27 protein-coding genes are annotated in these 23,652 nt (G+C 61.6%); 7 read left to right on the forward strand and 20 right to left on the reverse strand.

Annotated features, from left to right (window positions below; translation table 11 throughout):
* Positions 1–3: 3 nt before the first annotated feature.
* Together IB248_RS02880 and IB248_RS02885 are read right to left on the reverse strand one after the other, a co-directional pair.
* On the reverse strand, positions 4–240 hold the full coding sequence (locus tag IB248_RS02880; RefSeq protein WP_018855216.1) for a hypothetical protein: 237 nt from the start codon (positions 238–240) through the stop codon (positions 4–6).
* A 50-nt stretch (positions 241–290) separates the two neighbouring features.
* Positions 291–629, reverse strand: a complete 339-nt coding sequence (locus IB248_RS02885; RefSeq protein ID WP_192240274.1) for a hypothetical protein — start codon at positions 627–629, stop codon at positions 291–293.
* A 217-nt stretch (positions 630–846) separates the two neighbouring features.
* Between IB248_RS02885 and xseA the strand changes: the two genes are divergently transcribed.
* Together xseA and IB248_RS02895 are read left to right on the forward strand one after the other, a co-directional pair.
* Positions 847–2,436 (forward strand): exodeoxyribonuclease VII large subunit, encoded by a 1,590-nt coding sequence (xseA, locus tag IB248_RS02890; RefSeq protein WP_018855213.1) that lies wholly within the window; start codon positions 847–849, stop codon positions 2,434–2,436.
* Positions 2,437–2,522: 86 nt separating this feature from the next.
* Entirely contained in the window at positions 2,523–3,632 is a 1,110-nt protein-coding gene (locus IB248_RS02895) for an endonuclease/exonuclease/phosphatase family protein (protein ID WP_112666261.1), read from the forward strand.
* A 66-nt stretch (positions 3,633–3,698) separates the two neighbouring features.
* On the opposite strand, the gene IB248_RS02900 is transcribed toward IB248_RS02895, so the two are convergent.
* Positions 3,699–4,181, reverse strand: a complete 483-nt coding sequence (locus IB248_RS02900; RefSeq protein ID WP_192240275.1) for a MarR family transcriptional regulator — start codon at positions 4,179–4,181, stop codon at positions 3,699–3,701.
* 100 nt (positions 4,182–4,281) lie between these two features.
* Between IB248_RS02900 and IB248_RS02905 the strand changes: the two genes are divergently transcribed.
* The gene (locus IB248_RS02905) at positions 4,282–5,190 is read left to right on the forward strand and encodes an EamA family transporter (RefSeq protein ID WP_192240276.1); all 909 of its coding nucleotides are present in this window, start codon (positions 4,282–4,284) and stop codon (positions 5,188–5,190) included.
* On the opposite strand, the gene IB248_RS02910 is transcribed toward IB248_RS02905, so the two are convergent.
* Both IB248_RS02910 and IB248_RS02915 read right to left on the reverse strand, forming a co-directional pair.
* Positions 5,138–6,391 carry an aminopeptidase gene (locus IB248_RS02910; RefSeq protein ID WP_192240277.1) on the reverse strand — a complete coding sequence of 418 codons (1,254 nt, stop codon included), beginning with the start codon at positions 6,389–6,391 and terminating at the stop codon, positions 5,138–5,140. The two genes, IB248_RS02905 and IB248_RS02910, sit on opposite strands and share 53 nt — an antisense overlap.
* 119 nt (positions 6,392–6,510) lie before the next feature.
* On the reverse strand, positions 6,511–7,227 hold the full coding sequence (locus IB248_RS02915; RefSeq protein WP_192240278.1) for a glutathione S-transferase family protein: 717 nt from the start codon (positions 7,225–7,227) through the stop codon (positions 6,511–6,513).
* A gap of 77 nt (positions 7,228–7,304) precedes the next feature.
* On the opposite strand from IB248_RS02915, the gene IB248_RS02920 reads away from it, so the two are divergent.
* Positions 7,305–7,754, forward strand: a complete 450-nt coding sequence (locus IB248_RS02920) for a MarR family winged helix-turn-helix transcriptional regulator (RefSeq protein ID WP_113470521.1) — start codon at positions 7,305–7,307, stop codon at positions 7,752–7,754.
* A 2-nt stretch (positions 7,755–7,756) separates the two neighbouring features.
* Here the strand turns inward: IB248_RS02920 and ybaK are convergent, their stop codons facing one another.
* From ybaK to IB248_RS31520, 5 genes are all read right to left on the reverse strand, one after another.
* On the reverse strand, positions 7,757–8,230 hold the full coding sequence (ybaK, locus tag IB248_RS02925) for a Cys-tRNA(Pro) deacylase (protein ID WP_018855206.1): 474 nt from the start codon (positions 8,228–8,230) through the stop codon (positions 7,757–7,759).
* 3 nt (positions 8,231–8,233) lie between these two features.
* Positions 8,234–8,584 carry an ArsC family reductase gene (locus IB248_RS02930; RefSeq protein ID WP_018855205.1) on the reverse strand — a complete coding sequence of 117 codons (351 nt, stop codon included), beginning with the start codon at positions 8,582–8,584 and terminating at the stop codon, positions 8,234–8,236.
* Positions 8,585–9,640 (reverse strand): succinylglutamate desuccinylase/aspartoacylase family protein, encoded by a 1,056-nt coding sequence (locus IB248_RS02935; RefSeq protein WP_018855204.1) that lies wholly within the window; start codon positions 9,638–9,640, stop codon positions 8,585–8,587.
* Between the two features lie 65 nt (positions 9,641–9,705).
* Entirely contained in the window at positions 9,706–9,927 is a 222-nt protein-coding gene (locus tag IB248_RS31515) for a hypothetical protein (protein WP_246779200.1), read from the reverse strand.
* A 129-nt stretch (positions 9,928–10,056) separates the two neighbouring features.
* Positions 10,057–10,194, reverse strand: a complete 138-nt coding sequence (locus tag IB248_RS31520; protein WP_246779201.1) for a hypothetical protein — start codon at positions 10,192–10,194, stop codon at positions 10,057–10,059.
* 260 nt (positions 10,195–10,454) lie between these two features.
* Here IB248_RS31520 and IB248_RS02945 point away from each other — a divergent pair, with 260 nt between their 5' ends.
* The gene (locus IB248_RS02945; RefSeq protein WP_112666254.1) at positions 10,455–11,018 is read left to right on the forward strand and encodes a methylated-DNA--[protein]-cysteine S-methyltransferase; all 564 of its coding nucleotides are present in this window, start codon (positions 10,455–10,457) and stop codon (positions 11,016–11,018) included.
* 32 nt (positions 11,019–11,050) lie between these two features.
* On the opposite strand, the gene guaA is transcribed toward IB248_RS02945, so the two are convergent.
* From guaA to IB248_RS02960, 3 genes are all read right to left on the reverse strand, one after another.
* On the reverse strand, positions 11,051–12,613 hold the full coding sequence (gene guaA, locus IB248_RS02950; protein ID WP_018855201.1) for a glutamine-hydrolyzing GMP synthase: 1,563 nt from the start codon (positions 12,611–12,613) through the stop codon (positions 11,051–11,053).
* A gap of 93 nt (positions 12,614–12,706) precedes the next feature.
* On the reverse strand, positions 12,707–13,345 hold the full coding sequence (locus IB248_RS02955; RefSeq protein ID WP_018855200.1) for a 5'-methylthioadenosine/S-adenosylhomocysteine nucleosidase: 639 nt from the start codon (positions 13,343–13,345) through the stop codon (positions 12,707–12,709).
* Positions 13,342–13,791: a PaaI family thioesterase gene (locus tag IB248_RS02960; protein WP_025658634.1), complete on the reverse strand. Its 450-nt coding sequence runs from the start codon at positions 13,789–13,791 to the stop codon at positions 13,342–13,344. The genes IB248_RS02955 and IB248_RS02960 overlap by 4 nt, the downstream gene beginning before the upstream one ends.
* A 241-nt stretch (positions 13,792–14,032) precedes the next feature.
* Between IB248_RS02960 and IB248_RS02965 the strand changes: the two genes are divergently transcribed.
* A complete protein-coding gene (locus tag IB248_RS02965; RefSeq protein WP_192240280.1) occupies positions 14,033–15,109 on the forward strand; it encodes a GH25 family lysozyme in 1,077 nt (358 codons plus the stop codon).
* A 44-nt stretch (positions 15,110–15,153) separates the two neighbouring features.
* Positions 15,154–15,729, forward strand: a complete 576-nt coding sequence (locus IB248_RS02970) for a dienelactone hydrolase family protein (protein WP_113160466.1) — start codon at positions 15,154–15,156, stop codon at positions 15,727–15,729.
* Here IB248_RS02970 and IB248_RS02975 read toward each other — a convergent pair.
* The 7 genes from IB248_RS02975 to IB248_RS03005 form a co-directional block, all read right to left on the reverse strand.
* On the reverse strand, positions 15,726–16,178 hold the full coding sequence (locus IB248_RS02975) for a TspO/MBR family protein (protein ID WP_018855196.1): 453 nt from the start codon (positions 16,176–16,178) through the stop codon (positions 15,726–15,728). The two genes, IB248_RS02970 and IB248_RS02975, sit on opposite strands and share 4 nt — an antisense overlap.
* Positions 16,179–16,239: 61 nt before the next feature.
* The gene (locus IB248_RS02980; RefSeq protein ID WP_169679325.1) at positions 16,240–17,328 is read right to left on the reverse strand and encodes a DUF1513 domain-containing protein; all 1,089 of its coding nucleotides are present in this window, start codon (positions 17,326–17,328) and stop codon (positions 16,240–16,242) included.
* A 4-nt stretch (positions 17,329–17,332) separates the two neighbouring features.
* Positions 17,333–18,430 (reverse strand): imelysin family protein, encoded by a 1,098-nt coding sequence (locus IB248_RS02985; RefSeq protein ID WP_192240281.1) that lies wholly within the window; start codon positions 18,428–18,430, stop codon positions 17,333–17,335.
* Positions 18,430–19,968, reverse strand: a complete 1,539-nt coding sequence (locus IB248_RS02990; protein ID WP_192240282.1) for a di-heme oxidoredictase family protein — start codon at positions 19,966–19,968, stop codon at positions 18,430–18,432. The genes IB248_RS02985 and IB248_RS02990 overlap by 1 nt, the downstream gene beginning before the upstream one ends.
* Before the next feature lie 47 nt (positions 19,969–20,015).
* The gene (locus IB248_RS02995; RefSeq protein WP_062371415.1) at positions 20,016–21,296 is read right to left on the reverse strand and encodes an imelysin family protein; all 1,281 of its coding nucleotides are present in this window, start codon (positions 21,294–21,296) and stop codon (positions 20,016–20,018) included.
* Positions 21,297–21,636: 340 nt separating this feature from the next.
* Positions 21,637–22,926, reverse strand: a complete 1,290-nt coding sequence (locus IB248_RS03000) for an RsmB/NOP family class I SAM-dependent RNA methyltransferase (protein ID WP_192240283.1) — start codon at positions 22,924–22,926, stop codon at positions 21,637–21,639.
* 153 nt (positions 22,927–23,079) lie between these two features.
* Positions 23,080–23,442: a septal ring lytic transglycosylase RlpA family protein gene (locus IB248_RS03005; protein ID WP_018116842.1), complete on the reverse strand. Its 363-nt coding sequence runs from the start codon at positions 23,440–23,442 to the stop codon at positions 23,080–23,082.
* Positions 23,443–23,652: the final 210 nt, after the last annotated feature.

Raw genomic sequence — 23,652 nt, forward strand, 5'->3', positions numbered from 1 at the left:
GGCCTAGATGAAGCGTCGGCGGTCCCGGCTGCGATCGAAGGCGTAGAGGCCAAGCAGGCAGATCATGAGACCAGCGTCATAGCAGACGATGGCGGCCGCAAGATCAAGAATGGATGTGGATGAGACCCAGGCCGCACCAGCATAGGCGACGCAGATGAGGCAGCCGACCAACACCATCGAAAAGATCGAGCGCATTGGCGCGGTAGCGAAACCAAGTGTTGTGGTCGTCAGAGCGATCATCAGCCTCTCCTGAGTCGCGGCAGCATAGGCGTGTCCATCTTACCGAACAATTAATCTCGCGGCTTATTACCTTTTTCCCCAGTGGTTGCAACCGGCACGATTCCGGCCTGCAGCACAAAGGCAAGCGAGGTCAGCCCAAGAATGCTCTCTGCCGTGGTGCCGGTGGCGTGGACCCGAGAGATTCGAAGTGGCAGGACCGAGCCGTCTGGAACCGAAGCAAAGGTGAGCGCCTGCCCAGACGCCACGGTCACGACAAGGTCTCCACCGATGCCGACATAGACTGCCCTCGTGATCTCAACGAGGTCAAGACTGTCGTTGGGGATGATGGCGAAACCGGCGCTCGCGGGACCGGTGAGCGAAGGGCCATGGGAGGCGAAACGGTCGGACATGGAAAACTCCTCTTGTCGGTTGTCCGATCTTCGCTCCGCAAGGATTGCCGGGGGAAACGGAGAGGTGATCGATTCGCCTGCTTTCCGGTTCGGCCGATCTAAGCTGTTGATGCTGAACGAAAAATAAGGGTGCCGCCGGCTTTGGCTACGGAAGAGCGCATAAAATCATCCCCCTTTGGAGGCTGCTCTTTGCCGCCTCATCGGCTAGAACAGGATCATGAGCAACGTCTTCGAGAATGATTCGCCGAGCAATCTTACCGAGTACTCGGTTTCGGAGCTGTCCGGCTCGATCAAGCGCACGGTCGAGACAGCCTTCGACCAGGTGCGCGTGCGCGGCGAAATTTCCGGATACCGGGGCCCGCACTCTTCCGGTCACGCCTATTTTTCCTTGAAGGATGACCGTGCCCGTATCGATGCCGTCGTCTGGAAGGGCAACTTCTCAAGGCTGAAATTCCGTCCCGAGGAAGGGATGGAGGTAATCGCCACCGGTAAGATCACGACCTTCCCGGGTTCATCGAAATATCAGATCGTCATCGAGACGCTGGAGCCGGCCGGCGCCGGCGCGCTGATGGCGCTGATCGAAGAGCGCAAGCGCCGGCTTGGCGCCGAGGGCCTGTTCGACCCGTCCCGCAAGCGGCGGCTTCCCTTCATGCCAAAGGTGATCGGTGTCGTGACGTCGCCCACAGGCGCCGTCATTCGCGACATTCTCCACCGCATCTCCGATCGCTTCCCGGTTCATGTCATTGTCTGGCCGGTAAAGGTGCAGGGCGAAGGCTCGGGCGAGGAAGTCGCCAATGCCATCCGAGGCTTCAATAGCTTCGAGACGCGTGGGGACATGCCCCGCCCTGATGTCCTGATCGTCGCGCGTGGCGGCGGCAGCCTCGAGGATCTCTGGAGCTTCAATGACGAAATCGTCGTTCGCGCGACGGCCGAAAGCCAGATTCCGCTGATCTCTGCGGTCGGCCACGAAACGGATTGGACGCTGATCGACTACGCTGCCGATGTGCGTGCACCGACCCCGACCGGTGCGGCTGAAATGGCCGTTCCCGTGAAGGCCGAACTGGAGGCGCAGACGGCCGCTCTTGGCGCCCGCCTACAGGGTTGCATGAGCCGCCGCATGGATCACCATCGCCAGTCCGTCCGGGCGCTGGTCCGCGCGCTGCCGTCGCTGGATCAGCTCTTGGCGCTGCCGCGTCGCCGGTTCGACGAGGCTGCCGCCGGTCTCGGCCGCGGCCTCGAACTCAACACGATCAACAAGCGCCGCAGCTTCGAGCGAACGGCGGCGCATTTGCGGCCCGATGTCCTCTCGAACCGCATCACCGAGCGCCGCCAGTATCTCAACGAACGGATCACGCGTGCGGAGCGCACGATCGAGCGTTTTATCGAGCGTTCCAGAGCTCCAGTCAGTCGTGCGGATGCTATTTTTGCGACATTGCCGGCTCGTCTGAAGACGCAGACATCGCGGCTGCGCGACCGTCTCGCCAATCTATCGCGTCACGCCGACACAGCGGTGGCGCATCAGCTGACGCGGGCACGCGGCGAGGTCGCGGCGCAGTATCGCGTGCTGCAGTCGTTGTCCTACGAGAATGTCTTGAAGCGCGGCTTTGCAGTTATCCGGGACGATGAGAATAGGCCGGTGTCACAGGCTGCAATGTTGTCCGCAGGCTCGGGTATCTCAATCCAATTCGCGGATGGTCGCGTCGGCGCGGTGACCACCGAGGGGCTCCCGTCTTCATCCACGCCGAAGAAACGAGCACAAAAACCACAGGATGAGCAGGCGCCGCCAAAGCAAGGCACTCTCTTCTAGATAGGTGCTGACGACCCAATCCTGGGCGACATCATTGAAATGCAACATATACGTGTCATTATCCCCGATAAACGGGAGGACGTGACATGAGACTTGCATCCTTCAATGTCGAAAACCTGTTCGACCGCGCAAAGGCGATGAACCTGGAAACCTGGGCCGACGGCCGGGTTGTTCTCGACCGCTTTGCCGAACTGGAGAAATTGCTGGGGCAGGTGACCTACAGCGAAGCCGACAAGGCGCGCATGGCCACGCTGATCATCGAGCTCGGCATGGAGGAGAGTGATACGGGTCCCTTCGTCATTCTTCGGCGCAACAGGGGCAGTCTTCTGAAACGGCCGAGAGCCGGCGGCGTGGTCATCACCGCCAACGGTCGCATCGACTGGGTCGGATCGCTGGAATTGCGTGACGAGCCGATCAACGAGATCGCCATGCAGAACACGGCGCGCGTCATGAGTGATCTCGAGGCCGATATTCTCGGCATCGTTGAAGTCGAGAGTCGGCCTGTGCTCACCGCTTTCAACACCCAGGTGCTGCCGGCCGTTGGCGGCAACCCCTTCACGCAGGTCATGGTGATCGACGGAAATGACGAGCGGGGCATCGATGTCGGGCTGATGACCCGAAAGGGTTTAGCGCTCGACATCATGCGCAGCCACGTCGATGACAGGGACGCGGCAAGCAACCCGATCTTCTCGCGCGATTGCCCCGAATATTACGTGACGACGCCCGGGGGAACGACGCTGCTTGTCATGGTCAATCATTTCAAGAGCAAGGGTTTCGGCAGCGCTCAGTCCTCCGATGCTCGCCGGCACGCGCAAGCGCAGCGGGCGCGCGAGATCTACGAGAAGCGTCTCGCGGAAGGATTCGACCACATCGCACTGATCGGCGACCTCAACGACACGCCGGATAGCGCCCCGCTGGCGCCGTTGAAGGAGAGCACGTTGAAGGATGCCTTTACGCATCCCGCGTTCGATGACGGCGGCTTTCCTGGGACCTTCGGTCTTGGCAACGCCGGAAACAAGATCGACTACCTGTTCCTGTCGCCGAAGCTTTTTGACAAGGTCGAGCGAGGCGGTGTCTTCCGCAAGGGCGCCTGGCCCGGAAGCCGGCCGAAACGCTGGGAGACCTATCCGGAACTCACCGAGCCGAAACACGCGGCGTCGGATCATGCCGCCATCTGGGTTGACCTGCACATCTGAGGCCAAAGACAGGGAGGCTGCCGTCCGTCGATGCCACGGCACACACGAGGAGGGCCGCTGGCCCGGCTACTCGAATGTCGCCAGAAACTTGCGCAGCAGGGCGTCGAGCTGGGCCTTCTCCTCCGCGCTGAAACCCTGCGTCAAGCGTTGCTGATTGGCGACGTGGAGGCCGACGGCACTTTCCACGGCGGCAAATCCGGCTTCGGTCAGGGCGATGAGAACACTTCGCCGATCAGCTGTATTGAGAACGCGCTCGACCAGGCCCGCTTTCTCCAACTGGTCGATCCGGTTGGTCATGGTGCCGGAACTGACCATCGTCATGGAGAGCAAATCGCCGGGGGAGAGCCGATATGGCGCGCCTGAACGCCTGAGGGTTGCCAGCACATCGAAGGACGAGGAGGAGAGCCCCTGCTGCTGCAGCACCTGGTCGACCTCGCGGGCGAGGTGCGTCGTCAGCCGCTTCAGTCGCCCCATGATGCCCATCGCCTCGGTATCGAGGTCGGGGCGCTCGTTTTTCCATTGCGCAAGTATCTTGTCGACGCGATCCATCGGTCAGCCCGTTCTTCTGCGAAGACTGTTATCATCGCGTATCTTGACGTCAAGATAAATGGCGCTACATTGGATTTATCTTGATATAGAGATTCTTGAGATGAAGAAAACTCAAGCACCGCTTTCCGAGGTGCTGATCACGGCGTTGGCGCCGACGATCTGGGGCAGCACCTATTTCGTTACGACATCCTTTCTTCCGCACGGATATCCGCTGACGGTCGCCTTCCTGCGGGCTCTGCCGGCCGGGCTTCTGCTGCTTGCGATCGTCCGGCAGCTGCCGCAGGGAATCTGGTGGCTTCGCGCCTTCGTGCTCGGCGGCCTGAATTTCTCGTTCTTCTGGGCAATGCTGTTCGTGTCGGCCTATCGTCTGCCGGGCGGTGTTGCCGCGACCGTCGGAGCCATTCAGCCACTCATCGTCATCCTGCTGTCGCGCATCTTCCTCGGCCGGCCGATCCACGCCGTTGCCGTTGGGGCCGGCGTGGTCGGGATGACAGGTGTGGCACTTCTCGTGCTCACACCCAATGCGGCGCTCGAACCGATCGGCGTTGCCGCCGGCATTGCGGGGGCGGTTTCGATGGCATTCGGCACGGTGCTGACGCGACGTTGGGTTCCGCCGGTTTCGAATCTGGCCTTTACCGCATGGCAGCTCACGGCCGGCGGCATCCTGCTCGCGCCCGTCGCCTTCTTCGTCGAACCCACACTGCCGGTGCCGACCGCGGCCAATGTGCTGGGCATCGCCTATCTTGGCCTGATCGGCGCAGCGTTCACCTATCTGCTGTGGTTCCGGGGGCTCGCGCGTATCGAACCGTCAGCTGCGGCCTCGTTGGGCTTCATGAGCCCGGTCACCGCCACCCTTATCGGTTGGCTGGCTCTCGGGCAAAGCCTGACGCCCGCGCAGCTCTTCGGCTTCGCGATGGTGCTCGCGAGCGTCTGGCTCAGTCAGCGCACGATGTCGGTCAGGCCCACTCGCCCTGACGCATCACCGGAACCCGCGAGCCGTCCGGCTTGATGCCGTCGATATCGACCTGGCCGGAGCCGATCATCCAGTCGATGTGGATCAGGCTCGAGTTGCCGCCTTGCGACTTGATCTGCTCCTGCGTCAGGCTTGCGCCGTTGACGAAGCACTTCGAATAGCACTGGCCGAGCGCGATGTGGCACGACGCGTTCTCGTCGAACAGCGTGTTGTAGAAGAGAATGCCGCTGGCCGAGATCGGCGAGGAATGCGGCACCAGCGCCACTTCGCCCAAGCGGCGCGCGCCCTCATCGGTATCCAGCACCTTGTTCAGCACTTCCTCGCCACGCGAAGCCTTCGCTTCGACGATCCGGCCGCCTTCGAAGCGAACCCGGATGTTGTCGATCAGCGTGCCCTGATGGGACAGCGGCTTGGTGCTCGAAACATGGCCTTCGACGCGCAACGCATGCGGGGTCGTGAAGACTTCCTCGGTCGGAATGTTCGGATTGCAGGTAATGCCGTTCTTGGCCGTCGACGAGCCGCCGTGCCACTCGTGACCGTCGGCAAGACCGACCGTCAGATCGGTGCCAGGTCCCCTGAAGTGCAGCGAGGCGAAGCGCTCGCCATTCAGCCAGTGCGAGCGTTTGGCGAGATTGGCATTGTGCTCGGCCCAGGCCGCAATCGGGTCTTCGACATCGACGCGCGACGCCGCGAAGATCGCCTTGGCGAGCTTGGCAACGGCGATTGCTTCCGGATCGTCAGGGAAGACGAGCGCTGCCCAGGACGGGTTGGGGTAGGAGACGATGTTCCAATTGATGTCGAAATTCGAGATCTTTTCCAGCGCCGGCTTGTAGGCCGCCGAGTTCGCCCGATTGGCACGGCCGACCTTTGCCGGATCCTGTTCCGAAAGCAGCATCGGATTGTCGCCAGAAACCGCAAGGCGTGCAGTGCCTTTGGCATAGGCCTTGGCCATGCCGTCGTAGAGCCAGTCGGAGGCGCGATCGAAGCTCTGATCACTGCCATATCGGTAGCGCGCCAGCGTCGAATCCTCGTCCGAATAGAACGCTGTCACCAGCCCGGCACCTGCCATATAGGCATGCTGGGTAATCAGGCGCACGAGGGGCAGGGCGACGACCGGGGCCGTGATCACGAGATCCTGGCCCGTCTGCAGCTGCAGCCCGACCTTGACGGCCACCTCCGCCAGTTTCTCAAGCTTTACGGGATCCACGGAGGTCTGGCTTTGCGGCATGAAATTCATGATCGGTCACTCCTCGAACAAAACGGATTGGCCGGTAGACTTAGACCCCTTTACGGCGAAATTGAAGCTCGCTTGTCGACCGATGGCAGCTCTTTGCCGCCATCGGCCCACACGCGGGATTAGGCCGCCGAAACGGATGGCTGCTGCAACAGCACCGCGTCGTGGCGCTTCAGGAAGGCCATCAGCCGGTCGGCATAGTCAGGTCCGACGGCGGCCTTCACGCTCGGTCTCTCGGACAGCGCTGTCCGCCAGGCCTGGACGCGGGGCAGGCCGGCAAAAATGCCGCTGCCGCCGATGGCGTCGAAGACGTCGAAGTAGCGAAAGATCGGCGCAAACACGGCATCGACCAGGCTGAAGTCCACGCCCGCAAAGTAGGGGCCATCCTTCAGTTCCGCCTCGATGGTGGCGAACTTTGATGCGAGCACCTGCCGCTTCGCCTCCAGCTGCGCGCGATCCTGCGTCGTTTCGTAGACCCAGAGATCGGAGAGGATCGAAGAGCCGAACTCCATCCAGCCGCGGTGGCGGGCGCGTGTCAGCGGGTCGGATGGATGAAGGCGGCGGCCGTCCTGCGTCTCCTCCAGGTATTCACAGATTACGCTGCTTTCAAAGAGCACGTCCTGACTGCCGTCGCTGAGGCGAATGCAAAGCAGAGGCACCTTGCCGAGCGGCGAGACCTCAAGGAACCAGCGCGGTTTGTCCGCGAGGTCGATATTCACGCGCTCGAACGGCACTCCTTTTTCCGCAAGCGCGATCGCGGCGCGCTGTACGTAGGGGCAAAGGTGGTGGCTGACGAGCAGCAGAGCGGAACCGGATACTTGAGGTGGCAAATGATCCATCGTGGCAATCTCCATTGTAGATGCAATTGCATGTAATAGCTGTTGCGCCAGGATTCAAGATAGATGTAAATACATGTATGAGTGAAAAGACGAATAGAGCCACGCCCTCCGATGCGGTGATCGATGCCTGGATCGGGCTGATGCGCGCGCAGCAGCGACTGCTCGGTCAGATCGAAGCGGATCTCAAGCAGGCCGGGCACCCAGCGCTCGGCTGGTACGACGTGCTCTGGGAACTGGTGCGGTCGCCGCAGGGCAAGTTGCGGCCATTCGAGATCGAAGAACGAACGTTGCTAGCCCAATACAATCTTTCGCGACTGATCGACCGCCTCGAGAAGGCAGGGCTGGTGCAGCGCCAGAGCTTCGATCAGGACGGGCGCGGGCAGTGGGTGGTCGTTACCGAGGAGGGACGCGCGCTGCAGAAGCGCATGTGGAAGGTCTATGCCAGAGCCATCGAGGAAAACTTCGGCGCCAAGCTGAGCGAGGTTGATGTCGCGACGCTGACCTCGCTGCTGTCACGCTTCAGCTGAGATCAGGCAATGAGGGGCGCGGCGGCAGCCTTCAGCGTCTTCAACGCGTCCTTCGGGTCCAGCCGAACCTGCAGGCCGCGTTGCCCGCCGTTGATGTAGACCTGCGCCTCCGTCAGCGCTGTTTCCTCGATTGCTGTCGGGACGAGCTTCTTCTGGCCGAACGGGCTGATACCGCCGACGTGGTAGCCAGTCAGGCGCTCGGCATCGGCGGGCTTCATCATGTTGGCGGACTTTCCGCCGAAGGCGCTTGCGAGCTTCTTCATGCTGACTTCACGATCCGACGGCACGACGACGCAGACCGCTTTGCCGTCGACCTCCGCCATCAGCGTCTTCAACACGCGATGGGGCTCCTCGCCAAGCGCTTCTGCCGCCTGCAGGCCAACGCGCTCCGCATTCGGATCATAGTCGTAGGTATGGACCGTGAAGGCAATTCCGGCTTGGCTCAGAACCTGCGTGGCGCGTGTGGTTTTCGACATCGATCAGGCCTTGAAGAAGCTGCCGTAGATCTCGGGCTTGAAGCCGATGAGCAACTTGCCGTCTGCCTCGACAACCGGCCGCTTGATCATCGATGGCTGCTCCAGCATCAGCGAGATCGCCTTGCCCTCGTCGAGATTTTCGCGCTCGGCCTCGGGCAGCTTCCGAAAGGTCGTGCCTGTTCGGTTGAGCACCGTTTCCCACCCGGCTTCCTTCGTCCAGGCCTGCAGATGCGCGCGATCGATCCCGACAGCCTTGTAGTCATGGAACTGGTAGGCGACGTCATGCTCTTCCAGCCAGGTTCGGGCCTTCTTCATGGTGTCGCAGTTCTTGATGCCGTAGATGGTGACGGTCACTTAGTCCTCCAGCGTTCCAGGCTTGCGTGTTGCCTTGCTGGCGGTCTTGCAAGCAATCTTCATCAGGTCGGCGCGGCGGCGAACCAGCCGTTCGGAGCTGCGCGTCACGATCAGGCCGGCCTGTGGTGCACAAATCTCGATGCTGCCGTCAGCCATGCCGGGGCGGGTGATCAACGTGGCAAGCACATCGCCTTCGCCAACCCATTCGCCGATGTTGCGTTGGAAGAGAACCGTGCCGGCCTCCGGCGCGCGGACCACCTCGATATTGTCGAGCGGGACAGCGGGGCCGTCGAAAGCGGGCAGCGAGACCGGGGCATCGATTGCGCCGCGGCTTGCCAGGAATTTCCACAATCCCTCGGCATCCTTCTTCGCCATCTCGGGATAGACGTCACGCCGGCCGCGAAGCTCGACGGTGACAGACAGCTTGCCGGGCAGGCGCGATTGTTTCTCTAGGGTCTCGTATTTCCAGGCAAAACCGACGGCCTCCTCGAAGGCGGAACTCTCGCCATCGGAGAGAAGAACGGCTTCCATCTCCATCGCAGAGGCCAGATCGGCCGCCTCCGGCCAGAATGCCTCGTCGATATAGGCATATTGCAGGGATTCATCATCGCAATGCAGATCGATCACCAGATCGCAGCCGAGCGCCATATGCAGCAGCTGGCGCTTCAGTTTCTCGACGGCCGAACGGCGCTCGAGGTCCTCAAGCAACCCGTCGCGATCTTTCACCGAGATCAGCGGAAACTCCCTGTTGAAATTGGTGCGCGATCCAAGATCGAAGCGGCCCTGAAGTTCGCCGAAATGCGACTGGGCCGCCCCGATCGGATTGGCATGCGGGACGACGATGAAGTCGCTCTTGATCTGACCGGCGTTTTCCGACTGGCGCAGTCTTTCACACAGGAAGTGAACCAACGCCGTGCCCGGCAGCTCGTTGGCGTGGAGAGCCGCCTGAATGTAGACCTTCGGTGCCTTGGGATCGCTGCCATTGAAATGAAGAACCGGCAAACGCCACTCGATACCCGCCGTGTCACCGGCAATAATGATCTCGGACGTGTTCATGTCGTTCTCCGCTTGATGCCTTGTCGCAGGAGCTTTAAGCGAGTTCGATAGCCGGAGGCAAGGTGTTATCCGCGCGCATGAAGCGGCCAGCGCCCGAGCTCTTCGTAGCCTGCTTGACCCCGGCGATTGTGCAGCAGAACGAATTCGCGCGCAGCCATCACGACCGGCCTCTGCAGGGCGATCCGCGGCACCACGTCCTTGTCGTAGAGGAGCGTGGCGTGAGGTTGAAAGTTCGGGTTCAGATTGGCGTCTGCGCCCAACCGGTGTATCTCGATCGCGATTTGCACATGCAGTTGCCGTAACAGTTCCCGTCCGCCATTGCCGGCGAGTACGATCGCGTTGTCCTGCGGCAGCAGGAAGGTGATGATATGGTCGAAGACGAGCTCGAACTGACACGCCTCGATCGCCGTTCCTGCCTAGCGTGCCGCCGCGATGACCCCTTCGGGAATGCGGGCGCGCTTGCCGACACAATAGAGCGAGACATGCACGGCCGCCGGCGGACGCGGCGATGCGAGGGGAAGGTGTTCCCGCTGTAGCCACTGCTGGATCGACACGCATTCGTCGAGCGATTGCGGATCCGGCAATATCGCAAAGAAAAGACTCTCTCTGGCGAAGCGCGATGGTTGTTGGCGCGTCTTCGGCGAAGCGAAATCGAAAGATGCCTGCTAACATTTGATCTTGAAATGGCAAGAACAAAAAAAGAACATACGGGCGAGCGATCGACCGGAGCAAGCTCGTGCTACGCAAGAAACGGGTTGAATTCGGGCCGCGACGGCACGATCTTCGGAGAAGAGCAGCAGGGAGGCAATGACCCATGCAACAGGCAATGCATCACTATCTGATTTTCGAGACGAGCGGTGGCTTCTGCGGCATCGCCTGGAATGATGTCGGCATTACGCGGTTTCAGCTGCCGACGTCGAGTGCCGAGGCAACCGAGCGATTGCTCCTTCGCCGCATTCCCGGCGCCGAGCCGGCGAAGCCGACGGCTGCCGTTGCCGAAGCTGTTGCCGCAGTGAAGCGCTATTTCAGCGGAGAGCCGACGGACTTCTCAACCGTGGAGGTCGATCTCGCTGGTCAGGATGCCTTCTTCAGGCAGGTTTACGATGCTGCCCGCCAGATTGGCTGGGGCCACACGACCACCTACGGTGCGCTTGCGAAACAACTCGGCGTAGGGCCGGAGGCCGCCCGCGACGTCGGCCAGGCGATGGCGAAAAATCCGGTCGCCTTGATCATCCCCTGCCATCGCGTGCTAGCGGCCGGAAACAAGATCGGAGGCTTCTCCGCGCCCGGCGGCTCAACGTCCAAGCAGAGGATGTTGGAGCTCGAAGGCGTTAGCCTGGCGCCGCCAAAGCCGGTGCAGCAGTCACTTGATTTCTGATGGATGTCGCCTCGATTGAGGCGACTCTCAAGTCATTCCCACTCGATGGTGCCGGGCGGTTTCGAGGTCACATCATACACGACACGATTGATGCCGCGCACCTCGTTGATGATGCGGGTTGCGGCGCGGCCGAGGAATTCCATGTCGTAGTGATAGAAATCCGCAGTCATGCCGTCGACGGACGTCACGGCGCGGAGCGCGCAGACGAACTCGTAAGTGCGGCCGTCGCCCATGACGCCGACGGTCTGGACAGGCAGCAGCACGGCGAAGGCCTGCCAGATGGCGTCGTAGAGGCCGGCCTTGCGGATCTCGTCGAGATAGATGGCGTCGGCTTCGCGGAGAATCTCCAGCTTTTCGCGGGTGATGCCACCCGGGCAGCGGATCGCGAGACCCGGACCCGGGAAGGGGTGGCGGCCGATGAACGAGTCGGGCAGGCCGAGCTCCTTGCCAAGCACGCGCACTTCGTCCTTGAAGAGTTCGCGCAGCGGCTCGACGAGCTGCATGTTCATGCGCTCGGGAAGGCCGCCGACATTGTGGTGCGACTTGATCGTCACCGACGGTCCGCCGGTGAAGGAAACGCTTTCGATCACATCAGGATAGAGCGTGCCCTGGCCGAGGAAGTCGGCGCCGCCGAGCTTCTTGGCCTCTTCCTCGAAGGTCTCGATGAACAGGCGACCGATGATCTTGCGCTTGGTCTCTGGATCGGAAACACCCTCGAGTTCGCCGATGAACTTGTCGGATGCGTCGACGTGGATGAGGTGCAGATTGTAGTGTTCGCGGAACATGGCGACGACGTTGGCCGCCTCGTCCTTGCGCATCAGTCCGTGGTCGACGAGCACGCACGTGAGCTTGTCGCCGATCGCTTCGTGGATCAGTAGTGCTGCGACCGAGCTGTCGACGCCGCCCGAAAGGGCGCAGAGGACGCGCTTGTCGCCGACCTGCTCGCGGATCGCTTCGACCGCCTTCTGGCGATAGGCCGACATCGACCAGTCACCTTTGATGCCGGCGATGTTGTGAATGAAGTTGCCGATCAGCTTGGCGCCATCGGGCGTGTGCACGACTTCCGGGTGGAACTGCACGCCATAATATTTGCGCTTCTCGTCGGCGATGAAGGCGTAAGGCGCGTTCGGCGAAGTCGCGACGACCTTGAAGCCTTCAGGCAGCGCCGTCACGCGGTCGCCATGGCTCATCCAGACCTGATGGCGGGAGCCCTTCGACCAGAGGCCTTCGAACAGTTGGTTGTCTTCGTCGACTTCGAGGAAGGCGCGACCGAATTCGCGGTGATGACCGCTCTCGACCTTGCCGCCGAGCTGCATGCACATCGTCTGCTGGCCGTAGCAGATGCCGAAAACGGGCAGGCCGCTGTCGAAGATGATCTGGGGCGCGCGGGGCGAGCCTTCATCAACCGTCGAGGCCGGGCTGCCGGACAGGATCACGGCTTTCGGCTGCAGGCGCTTGAAGCCTTCTTCGGCGGACTGGAAGGGAACGATCTCGCAGTAGACACCCGTTTCGCGCACGCGGCGTGCGATCAGCTGGGTTACCTGGCTGCCGAAATCGACGATGAGGACGCTGTCTGGATGTGCTGTCTGGGTCATGGCGAGCCTTTAATGAAAAGCACCCGGTCTTGCAATGCGCGAAATCCCCCGGCCGAGGATTTTATTGTGCTGATTGTCCCTATCCCGCAGGGGTTAGAACCAGAATACGCCGTCTTCCAGAGCCGTAAACAGGCTGTCGACGGCATAGGAAAGCTTGCGGTCGATGACATGCAGGTATTCTGTCCAGCCGGAAATGTGCTGCAACTCTTCGACACCGTCGGAAATCCCGCGCAGGCCGATCAGCGGCAGTTCGTAAGCCTGGCAGGTGCGCAGGATTGCGAAGGTCTCCATGTCGACCATATCGGCGGCGATACCATTATAGGCCTGCCCGGACACGACGTTGCCGCCGGTCGACAGGCTTGCCTCCGGAATGCCTGGGATTCTAAGCGGCAGGTCGATGGTGGCAGGGAGATCGAGGAACGGCGTGCGCCCCTTCTCGAAACCGAGTGGCGATGCATCCATGTCGCGATAGGATACGGAGGTGGCCTGATAGACCTCGGTCTGCTCGAGCTTTGCCGAGCCCGCCGAGCCGAGCGAAACGACGAGGTCGGGCAACTCATCGGCCTGCGCTAATTGCGCCAGCGCCCGGGTGAGGACGATTGCCGCCTCGACGGGACCGACCCCCGTCATCAGCGGCTCGAAGCGGGAGCGTAGGAACGGACCGTACTCGGCCTCCGCCGCCATCACGAAGAGAATGGATTTGCCGGCGACCGATTTCAGCTCAAACTTCATCCCGAAATGCCCTCTCTGCCACGGATGATCATCATGGTGCTTGTCATGGAAGCGATCAGCTTTGCCGGTCCGTCGCCGATCGCATAGCCGCGCCCGTCCGCAACGATGATGTTCGATCCCGGCTTGGTGATTTCGCCCCTGAAGAGGAAGCGATCGCCACGGCCTGGCGACAGCAGGTTGACCTTGAATTCGATCGTCAGAACGGATGCCTCGGCGTCGATGACGCTGTAGGCCGCCAAGCCGCAAGCGGAATCGAGGGCAGCGGAGATCACGCCGGCATGCAGAATTCCGTGCTGCTGGGTGAGCTTGACGTCGAAAGGCAGTTCGATCTCCACCAACCCCCGCCCGACGCGGGTCAGTTCGGCGCCGAGCGTATGCAACGCCGCCTGGCGGGTAAAGTTCTGGCGGATTCGCTCGTGGAAATCGCCGCTGTCGTTGTCGGTCATCATCGCGCCTTTCTTGCGATCGCGAAAGTGGCATGCTGCGCCGCATCAGACAAGCGCTTCCCGGAAATCTGTTGGCAGAGTGCTCCCGTGCCATGCGGTCGCTTGTCTGACGCGCATGCAAGTGCCGGGCGTAAAGATTGGATTCAGTCTTTTTTGGTAAATCTCCGTTAGCCATTGCTTTTCGATGGGTCCCTGGCGGCAGCGAATCTGTCGTCGACAATTGTTTTGCGTGCGGGTTCTTATGCGTCTATTGGCTGCGCCAGCTTTCTTCCTTGCTTGTCTCGCCTTGTCGGGCTGCACGTCCAGTTTGGGACCGGACAGCCTCGTCGCGGGAATCCCGTCGCGGGAGACGACCAGCTCGGTCGCACGCCCAATCGCGCCCGTGCCGGCCAGCGTCATGCCGGCGAGCCCTGTTCCCTCACCTGATGTCGCCGAGGCGCCAACGCCAGCCGCGCCGCAACAGGAGGAATTGGCCTGGGCCGGCCCGGCGTCTCAGCCGCAAGCCTTCACACAACAGGCCGGAGTGGCCACCGCTCCCGTGCCGTCGGAAAGGCCGATGGCAACGGCAGTGCCAGCCGTCCTGACGCCCGCAGCGCCCGAAATTGACGAGACGCCGCGCACACGTTCGCGGATCTACAGTCATCGTTTCCGCGACGTCAAACCGATCAATTTCGGCTCTTCCTCGCCCAGAAAGCTTGCCGTCCATGGCGTCGACGTTTCGCGCTGGCAGGGCGACATCGACTGGGACAAGCTGAGAACGCAGGGTGCGAATTTCGTCTACATCAAGGCGACCGACGGCGGTGACCATCTCGATCCGATGTTCCGGAAGAACTGGCGCGACGCCAAGCAAGCTGGGATGAGGCGGGGCGCCTATCACTTCTTCTATTGGTGCCGCACGGCGGGCGAACAGGCGGACTGGTTCATCCGCAACGTTCCCCGCGAAGCCGGGGCTCTGCCACCGGTCATCGACGTCGAATGGAACGGCGAGTCGAGCTGCAAGCGGCGGGTCTCGCCCGAGAAGGTTCGCGAGAAGATGCAGGTCTTCATGGACAAGCTCGAGCAGCACTATGGCCAGCGGCCGATCATCTACACCGCGCCGGACTTCTATCGCGACAACCTCAAGGGCGCCTTCCTGAACTATCCCTTCTGGCTGCGTTCGGTTGCAGCCCACCCGTCGAAGGTTTATCCCGGACGCCGGTGGGTATTCTGGCAGTATTCGGGCTCCGGCATCTCGCACGGCGTTGATGGCCGCATTGACCTGAATGTGTTCCACGGCAGCGAAGCCGACTGGCACGCCTGGGTCGCCAGATCGGACTGAGGTGCTGCTCGTCTCGCCCGCGCGAAACAACCGGGAGGTTCGCCATGGCAGAGGTTGTGCTGTTTCACCACGCGCTTGGATTGACTCGAGGCGTCATCGCTTTTGCTGGCGATCTGCGGGCCGCCGGGCACGTCGTACATACGCCTGACCTGGTTGCCGGCCGGACGTTCGACACGCTGGAGCAGGGCGTGCAGCACGCCCAGGAGACCGGCTTCGGCGAGATCATCCAGCGTGGAGCCCGCGCCGTGGATGGCCTTGCAGCCGATCTCGTCTATGTCGGGTTTTCCCTGGGAGTGCTCCCGGCACAATATCTGGCTCAGACGCGTGCCGGTGCGCGGGGTGCGATCTTCCTTCACGCCTGCTTGCCGCGTTCGGAATTCGGCTCGGCCTGGCCGAAAGGCTTGCGGGCTGAGATCCATGCCATGGACGCCGACCCGTTCTTCGTTGGAGACGGTGATATCGAGGCGGCGAAGGCGTTGGTTGCCGAGTCGGCGGATGTCAGGCTTTTCCTCTATCGGGGGGACGCGCATCTTTTTTCCGATCGGTCGCTCGCCGCCTTCGATCCAGCGGCGGCAGCCGTTCTCGAACGGCGCGTGCTCGATTTTCTCGCTGATCGCTAGTTCAAATAGACGATCGCGGCGTTGAGCAAGGTCGCGAAGCCAACCCAGGCTGCATAGGGCACGAAGAGCAGGGCGGCGGTCCGATCCGAATTCCAGCGGTTTGCGGCAAAGGCGAGGATTAGTCCGAGCAACAGCACAATGACGACGAGCGAGGCCGACAGCATTCGCAGGCCGAAGAAGAACGGCGACCATAGAAAGTTCAGCACCATCTGCCAGGCCCAGATAAGCATGCCGACAGACAAATGCCCGCGCAACCACGTCCGTGCCCCGGCAATACCAATCAAAACATAGAGGGTGAGCCAGACAGGCCCGAATATCCAATCAGGTGGATTGAACGGCGGCTTGGCGAGAGATTGATACCATTCCTCCGGCAGATTGTTGACGCCGATGGCGAGCCCCCCGCCGAGCGCGATGGCGACGAAGACGACGTAGGTCAGGGCTTTGCTCATTCGCCGGAAATAGGGCGGCTGGACTCTCCAGCCAGATCGCTAGCGATCTTTTGCGCACAATTCAGACGGCCGCAATGCGCACGATATGCTGGTCCCAGGTAACGTCGCTCTGCGTCGACAAAAATCCGCCTTCATAGGATGACACGGCAAAGCCGGCCTTGGCTGCGGCAATCCCTGCCGCATCCGGCACAATCTCTTCACGAAGCACGCGTCCGCTCTTCGCATCGATCGTCACGGACGCGCCGCCCTTGGGAGACGTGACGCCGACGAGCCCTTCACCGCGATTGATTGCGATCGCGCCGACATAGTTGGCAAGCCGGCGCGTCGTCTCCTCCGGCAGATCGACGAAGCGCAGGTCTTCGCCTTTGGCAAAGGAGCCGACGAGCGGCGGCAGGTCGTTGCGGTGCCCTTCATACTGGCAGGCAAACCAGATGCGGCCCCTCGCGTCGACATCGACGTGTCGGGTGGAGAGCTGCGCCCACTGCGATGGGAGGGAGTGCTTTTCGATCAGGGCTCCGGTTGCCGCATCGATCAGCGTCAGCGAAGGCTGCATATTGGAGAGGTTGAGCTTGGCGCGGCCGAAATCCGGATGCGTTTCAATGCCGCCATTGGCAACGATCAGCATGCGCCCGTCGTCGGACACGGTCATGTCATGCGGACCGACACCGTAGGTCTCGAACTCTCCTATGCGCTCAAAACGCCCGGTCGCATCGTAGAGGCCGATCATGCCGCGGTTGGCGTCGAAGGCGTTCTCGCTGGCATAGAGAATCCGGCCGTCCGGCGAGAAGGCGCCATGGCCATAGAAGTGGCGCCCCTCGGCGGCTGCAATGGTGATCGGCTCGTTTTTGCCGCGGGGATCGAAGATCATCGCATAGGTGCCGGGGCGGCGCGCAAAGGCGACGGTTTTTCCCGTCGCGTTGCTGAAGGCCATGCCATGGGCGCGTGCCGGAAGGGCGATTTGATCGACGATCTCGCCGCGCTCCGTGACCGTCGCAACGGCGTAGGATCCGTTCGCGGTCCGCATCCCTGACGCATAGATCGCATCCGCGCGCTCAAGTGCCATGAGCGCTCGCGGCTGTAGGGCAGCCAGGAAAGTCAGCCCGGCCGCCTTGACGAAACTGCGCCGATCGATCGCGGAGCTATTCCACATGGATTCAGTCGCCGTCCGAGAAGGAGAAGCCCGCTGAAAGGCCGATTGCCGCGCCATAGTCATCGCTGATCTTGGTGATCAGCTCGCGCGTGCTGACCAGAAGAGCATCGAGCTTTGCCCTCTCGGCGTCGCTTGTTGCAACTTCGATATCGGGGTTGAGCTTCTGCAACGCCTCAAGCAGCGACTTCAAATTGGCATCGATCGTGTCGGCGATCGGCTTCTTGTCGGCTGGCAAGAGCTCGGCCATTCCGGCTTTTTGCCAGAGTGTGCGAAGTCCCTCGACGTTGGCCGTCATCGACTTCCAGGTGTTCCCGGAGCGCCAGTAGATCGCCATGCGTGGACGAGGCGTGGCGTCCTTGCCCTTGTAGAACTGCTCGAGCCGCTGATCGCGAACGGTCTCCGCGCCATGAACGAGGATGCCGAGCAAAGCGGTTATGGCCTCCTTGTTGTCCATGAAGTCTTCGCTTTGCGGGCCGGGATGCTTCCAGCTTCCCTGCACGCCGTCGGGCTTTTCCCAAGCCGCGACGACCTCGCCCGCCTCACGCTGGATGTTACCGGCAATCGCAGCGCCATAGAGGCATCGGAAGCTGTTCTTCTGCGTCGTCAGGTCTTCCGTACCGGTGCCGTGGAGCACGTATTCGAGCGCAGTCAGCCCCTGCAGCGCGACGCTCTTGCCGGCGATTGCATCGACAGTCGTATCCTTGGGATCGGCTTTGGCGATCAGAGCCTGAACCTGCTTCAGGGCGACGCCCTTGCGATCGGGGTAGAACAGGATGTGCTCGAAGAGATTGTCCTGGATCACTGGTCCAGTCTGAACGATTTCAATGACCGACCAATAGCGGATCATGTCGTCGAGTGCTGACCGCGCCTTGTCCAGCTTCTGCTGTGTCGCGTCCTCGCAGAGGTCCTTCATCGCCGTTGTCAGGCGTGCTGCCGATTGCTGGGCATTGCGATAGCCTGGGCGGATCACCTCATCGACCGCCCGCTGCATGACTCCGGAGACCGCCTCCTCGTTCAGACCGGCTTGCGGTGCGGGAGGAGTCTGGGCGAAGGCAGAAGTAGCAAGGACAAGGGAGAGGACAAGAGGTTGCCAAAGGCGCATCAAAGGGACTCCAGGAATGTAATCAGTGCCTGCCGGTCATCCCCGGGCAGGGATGCGAAAGCGTCACGCGCCTTTTCAGCCTCGCCGCCATGCCAGAGAATCGCTTCGGTGAGATTTCTGGCGCGGCCGTCGTGGAGGAAAAAGCTGTGCCCGCTGACAGTCTGGGTCAGACCTATACCCCATAGCGGCGGCGTGCGCCATTCACGTCCGTTCGCGCTCCCGACTTGTTGTCCGTCCGCGAGACCCTCGCCCATGTCGTGCAGCAGGAAGTCGGAATAGGGCCAGATCAGCTGGAAGGCTTGAGCCTTGTCGGCGCTGTCGCGCCGCGTGACGAACTTCGGCACGTGGCAGGAAATGCAGCCGCTTTGGTAGAAGATTTTCTTGCCCTGAAGGGTCGCGGGGAAGCTCGTCTTGCGGCGGGCAGGAACGGCAAGGTTGGCCGAATAGAAGGTGACGAGGTCGAGGATCGGGCCGGGGGCCTCCTCCTTGCCAAGCCGCTTCTGCACGCCGGTCGGCATCTTCCCGCACTTGGCTTCGGCTTCTGTGCAATCGCCATGCGGGTCGGGTCGGTCCGGCGTCGAAATGCCAATGTCATTGGAGAAGGCATCCGCGCTCTGGTCGCGCAGGCTCGCATTCTGTGCCTTCCAACCGAAGCGCCCGAGCGCAACTTTGCCGGTGCGATGGTCGCGTACGATGGCCGCCTTGCCGTGGATGCCGTCGCCGTCCGCATCGTCCGGATCGGCGTGGGCAAGGATGTCCGCTTCAGGGATGGCCTCGATCAGCCCGAGCCCGATCATCGCCGGCGCAACGCGCGGCGAGATCGTCGTTGTTGGGTCGAGTGGCCCATAGCCGAGGTCGGTCACTTCGTATGTCGGACGGCGGAGCGAGATGGTCTCGCCGTCGCCGAGCGTCACGGGCTCCTCGGTGTAGCGGATAGCCATCTTGCCCTCTGAGGGAAGCCCTGGAATCGCAAGATCCTGCAACTGCTGGCCGTAGATTGGGTCCGGGAAATTGACGACTTCGGCGCTGGCAATCGCCCGCTGCTCATCAGGCGTTGTCGCCGGGCGCGACAGGCGCAGGAACATCGAGGTGGCACTGACGCCACCTTCCGGCGGCTTGCCGCGGCCGTCGTTCAAGTGGCAACTCAGGCAGGAGCGGGCATTGAAGAGCGGCCCCAGACCATCTGAGGCCTGCGTCGAGGAAGGGGCGGAGACCCAGAGCTTCTTGAAAAGGGCATTTCCGAGCCGGAACGGCTGTTCTTCTTCAAAGGGGATTGTCGCCGAGATATGCGAAAAGGAATCCTGCGTGACCGGATCGATGGAGGTGGCGCCGCCGGCCTGCATCGCTTCGTATTGCTCGGCCTTGGAAAAATCCGTGGTCGGCCGCGTGACATCGGCGACGCGCTTCATATCCGCGTCGGAAAGGTCGCTTCGTTTCGTCGGAAGATCGAACCCGGATGCCAGCGCAACGGAGAATCCGGCAATCGCGGCGCAAAATGCTGCGCAACTGAGAAGACGACGAGCCGGTCTGGGAGGCATTCGAGAGTTCGGGCCGCTGCGTCGAACGAAGCGGCCCGCCTTTTCACTTATTGGAAGACCGCGCCAGGATTATCCAAGCTGTCGGAACCTTCAAGCTTCACCGTGCCGAGATCGAGTGCGGCAATAACGCGCTGCACCGTCTTGGTCTGGTCGACGAGACCGTCGATGGCGGCCTGAACGACGGCGTTGCCCTTCTTGTTGCCTTCGCCGATCATCTGGTCGTACTTCTCGACGTTCAGACCACGCTTCGCCATGACATTCATTGCCTTGAGCGTCGCGTCGAGTTTGGCCTGCATTTCCTTGTCGAGCTTCTCGTCCTTGGCTGCGACGAGATCGTGCAGCGACGGTCCCTTCATCTTCGTGCCGTCGACGCGGGTGTAGTCGCCCGTGTAGGCAGCGGCGATGCCGATCGCGTCGTTGAGGTGCGAGTTGAAGGTGTTGTCCGAGAAGCAATCATGCTCTTCTTCCGGATCGTGCAGCAGCAGGCCGAGCTTCATGCGCTCGCCGGCCAGTTCACCGTAGGAGAGGGAGCCCATGCCGGTCAGAATGGCAACGAGACCGGCTTTCGGATCGGCTTCGACATGCTTGGTGGCTTCGCCCTCCGGAGCCCAGTTGTTGGTCATTTCCTGAAGGTCGGAGACCAGCAGCGTCGAGGCGGACTTCAGATATTCGGCACGGCGATCGCAATTGCCGTGCGTGCAATTCTTCAGGTCGTAGTCCGTGGCAGGGCGGTTGCCAGCTCCGGGACCGGTGCCGTTCAGGTCCTGGCCCCAGAGCAGGAATTCGATGGCATGATAGCCCGTTGCGACGTTGGCTTCGACGCCGCCGGCTTCGGCCAGCGTGCCGGACAGGAATTCAGGAGTCAGCTTGGACGCGTCGACATCCTTGCCGTCGATCTTGATCGTCTTGTTGGCGATGACATTGGCGACGTAGAGCGCGTTCTCGTCGCTCTCGGTGCCGTAGGACGCATCGACGTAATCGATCAGGCCTTCGTCGAGGGGCCAGGCGTTGACCTTGCCTTCCCAGTCGTCAACGATCGGGTTGCCGAAGCGATAGACTTCCGTCTGCTGGTAAGGGATGCGTGCCTTGATCCACGCGGCGCGGGCAGCCTTCAATGTCTTGTCGGTCGGGTCCTTGAGCAGGGCGTCGATTGCCGCGTCGAGGGCCTTGGCCGTCGTCAGCGAGTCTTCGTATTTGGCATGCGCAACGTCGGCGTAGTGTTTTACAACTGCAGCAGCATCCGGGGCCGCGTAAGCGGGAATGGCCAGCAGAGCGGCTGGGGCCAGCGCCAGCGCCACGGCTGCGCGGAAATTCTTGTTGAGTTTCATGATCCTCTCCTGTGCGGACTTTCCGTCTGAGGTCCGACGAAAAATCTCTTCGCCCAAAAGCAAACTGGTGTCAAACACTCTAGTTTGGAATGATTTTAAGTGTATTCGCGCGGTCTGACGAACCTCTTGTTGTTTTGACACCCCCTGCTTCTCCGTCATTCCGGCCTTGAGCCGGAACCCAGCCCGCCGCGCGTCTGCGGGGCTGAAGAGTTTTTCGCGATCAAGGACTTGATCGCGCTGGATACCGGCTCGAGGCCGGTATGACGGCGATGGGTATCTCGCCCCCAGAAAATCAATTGAGTTGACGGCTTTGTCAGAAGTCTGCCGGCTGAGCGAGGGCTCAGCCTTTCCTCTGCATGCGGCAGAAGAAGAAACCGTCCGTATCGGTGGAGGCGGGTGTCAGCGTGATGGTCTTGCCGTCGGACGAACGAGGACGTGGGCTGTCCTTTCCGAACAGTCCATCCCACGCAGGCAGGGCGCTGACAATCTCGTAGTCGCCGTTTTCTGCGGTGAAACGCCGGACCTGCGCCTCGTTTTCCTGCGGCAGCACCGAGCAGGTCACGTAGATCAGTTCTCCGCCCGGACGGACAAAGGCGCTCGCCTGCTTGAGCGCGTCCTGCTGCTGGGTCGTGCGCTCGTCGAGGTTCTTCGCGGTCAGGCGCCACTTGGTGTCGGGCCGCCGCCGCCAGGTCCCGGTTCCCGTGCATGGCGCATCGACGAGCACCTTGTCGCAGCGATCGCTCAGGCTCTTCAGAGCCTTGGCGTCATCGTGCACCTGGACATTGCGCGTTCCGGCACGCTTCAGCCGTTCGATGATCGGCGCGAGCCGCTTGCGGTCGGCATCATAGGCGTGAACCTGGCCCTTGTTGTGCATCGCCGCCGACATGGCGAGCGTCTTGCCGCCACCACCGGCACAGTAGTCGAGAACCTGTTCGCCATCTTTTGGGAGCACGAGATCGGCAACGATCTGCGACCCCTCGTCCTGCACTTCGAACCAGCCTTTCTGGAACGAAAGCTCGGCGGTCACGTTTGGCAGCCTTGAGGCGCCTTCGCCGGCGGGAATCCGGACGCCGTAACGCGCGATCGCCGCCTCTTGTGCACCGGCTCTTTCGAGCGCCTTGACTGTCTTGTCGCGGGTCGCCTTCAGGATGTTGGCGCGCAGATCGAGGGTCGGACGCCCGGCGAGGGCCTGCGCCTCGACGATCCAGTGATCGTTGAAGGCGCTTTCAAACGAGGGCTGGACCCATTCGGGAATATCGCCCTGGATGTGAGCGGGCGCGTGGGCCAGCTGGCGGCTGTTGAAAGCGGAAAGCTGAGCTTGCGAAAGCGGGCTTGGTGCGAACTTGTCGTCTGCGAGTTCCGCGGCGAGGCTTTCTGGCGTGAAACCCCATTGCCGGAACATCACGGCGTGGGCGATAGCGGATGCGCTGTCATCGTCCATCAGCCAGGCGTGGGAGAGGCGCATGCGAAGGGCATCGTAGACGATATTGCCGATCGCGGCGCGATCGCCCGATCCGGCAAACCGATGGGCAAGACCCCAGTCCTTCAATGCATCGGCGACAGGCCGTCTGCGGGCATCGATATCTGCAAGAACCGAAATCGCCCCTTCGAGCCGACCGCCCAACCGCATTCAAACAGCTCCTATCGCCTGGATCAAAATACCGGGCTTGTGAACAATCCGCAGGAAGCGCGACAGACGCAGCGGATAGTACACAAGTCTAGACCGCGTCGTAGACGCGATTGGCGGCAAGAGCAAGCGACCCGTTCGTGTACGGGCGAACGCTTAGCCTATGACTTCGTAGCAGACCTTTGCCGTGCCACTGCTGACCATGCCAATGTTCTGGGCGGCAGCGCGGGAGAGATCGAGGACGCGGCCGCGAATGAATGGGCCACGATCATTGACGCGGACGACGACGCTGCGTCCGTTTTTGCTGTTGGTAACTTTCAGCTTCGTGCCAAATGCCAGCGAACGATGTGCTGCAGTATTGATGGTCGGGTTCATACGTTCCCCGGAGGCGGTTTTGGAGCGAAGTGCGTACCATGAAGCGCCACCGCAACCATTTGCAGCAAATCCTTCAACGGGAAGGATAGTAGAGCAAGCTGCAATTGTTGCTGCGGCGATGACAGAACGGCAGATTTTCTTCAAAACGGATTGTCCCCTCAATTGTTGAACTCACGCCTTGTGGGCGGTGGGAGGGTTGAATCCGGCCAAGTGTGGCGAAAAAGTGCCCCCAATTATCACGGAATATTACAAAGTGTAATATACGTGATGGCTAGATGCGCGGCATCTGCGCCACAGAAAATCGAATGATTGGGAAAAAAGATAATGAAATCAAGTAAAATTAGAACGTTTTTT

The sequence above is a fragment of the Rhizobium sp. RHZ01 genome, from assembly GCF_014851595.1.
Classification (GTDB): domain Bacteria; phylum Pseudomonadota; class Alphaproteobacteria; order Rhizobiales; family Rhizobiaceae; genus Rhizobium; species Rhizobium altiplani.

Bases quoted from the DNA above. Each gene is read 5' to 3' on its own strand.
- IB248_RS02880 (WP_018855216.1), bottom strand. From the start codon at position 240: ATGATCGCTCTGACGACCACAACACTTGGTTTCGCTACCGCGCCAATG.
- IB248_RS02885 (WP_192240274.1), bottom strand. From the start codon at position 629: ATGTCCGACCGTTTCGCCTCCCATGGCCCTTCGCTCACCGGTCCCGCG.
- xseA (WP_018855213.1), top strand. From the start codon at position 847: ATGAGCAACGTCTTCGAGAATGATTCGCCGAGCAATCTTACCGAGTAC.
- IB248_RS02895 (WP_112666261.1), top strand. From the start codon at position 2,523: ATGAGACTTGCATCCTTCAATGTCGAAAACCTGTTCGACCGCGCAAAG.
- IB248_RS02900 (WP_192240275.1), bottom strand. From the start codon at position 4,181: ATGGATCGCGTCGACAAGATACTTGCGCAATGGAAAAACGAGCGCCCC.
- IB248_RS02905 (WP_192240276.1), top strand. From the start codon at position 4,282: ATGAAGAAAACTCAAGCACCGCTTTCCGAGGTGCTGATCACGGCGTTG.
- IB248_RS02910 (WP_192240277.1), bottom strand. From the start codon at position 6,391: ATGAATTTCATGCCGCAAAGCCAGACCTCCGTGGATCCCGTAAAGCTT.
- IB248_RS02915 (WP_192240278.1), bottom strand. From the start codon at position 7,227: ATGGATCATTTGCCACCTCAAGTATCCGGTTCCGCTCTGCTGCTCGTC.
- IB248_RS02920 (WP_113470521.1), top strand. From the start codon at position 7,305: ATGAGTGAAAAGACGAATAGAGCCACGCCCTCCGATGCGGTGATCGAT.
- ybaK (WP_018855206.1), bottom strand. From the start codon at position 8,230: ATGTCGAAAACCACACGCGCCACGCAGGTTCTGAGCCAAGCCGGAATT.
- IB248_RS02935 (WP_018855204.1), bottom strand. From the start codon at position 9,640: ATGAACACGTCCGAGATCATTATTGCCGGTGACACGGCGGGTATCGAG.
- IB248_RS02945 (WP_112666254.1), top strand. From the start codon at position 10,455: ATGCAACAGGCAATGCATCACTATCTGATTTTCGAGACGAGCGGTGGC.
- guaA (WP_018855201.1), bottom strand. From the start codon at position 12,613: ATGACCCAGACAGCACATCCAGACAGCGTCCTCATCGTCGATTTCGGC.
- IB248_RS02955 (WP_018855200.1), bottom strand. From the start codon at position 13,345: ATGAAGTTTGAGCTGAAATCGGTCGCCGGCAAATCCATTCTCTTCGTG.
- IB248_RS02960 (WP_025658634.1), bottom strand. From the start codon at position 13,791: ATGACCGACAACGACAGCGGCGATTTCCACGAGCGAATCCGCCAGAAC.
- IB248_RS02965 (WP_192240280.1), top strand. From the start codon at position 14,033: ATGCGTCTATTGGCTGCGCCAGCTTTCTTCCTTGCTTGTCTCGCCTTG.
- IB248_RS02970 (WP_113160466.1), top strand. From the start codon at position 15,154: ATGGCAGAGGTTGTGCTGTTTCACCACGCGCTTGGATTGACTCGAGGC.
- IB248_RS02975 (WP_018855196.1), bottom strand. From the start codon at position 16,178: ATGAGCAAAGCCCTGACCTACGTCGTCTTCGTCGCCATCGCGCTCGGC.
- IB248_RS02980 (WP_169679325.1), bottom strand. From the start codon at position 17,328: ATGTGGAATAGCTCCGCGATCGATCGGCGCAGTTTCGTCAAGGCGGCC.
- IB248_RS02985 (WP_192240281.1), bottom strand. From the start codon at position 18,430: ATGCGCCTTTGGCAACCTCTTGTCCTCTCCCTTGTCCTTGCTACTTCT.
- IB248_RS02990 (WP_192240282.1), bottom strand. From the start codon at position 19,968: ATGCCTCCCAGACCGGCTCGTCGTCTTCTCAGTTGCGCAGCATTTTGC.
- IB248_RS02995 (WP_062371415.1), bottom strand. From the start codon at position 21,296: ATGAAACTCAACAAGAATTTCCGCGCAGCCGTGGCGCTGGCGCTGGCC.
- IB248_RS03000 (WP_192240283.1), bottom strand. From the start codon at position 22,926: ATGCGGTTGGGCGGTCGGCTCGAAGGGGCGATTTCGGTTCTTGCAGAT.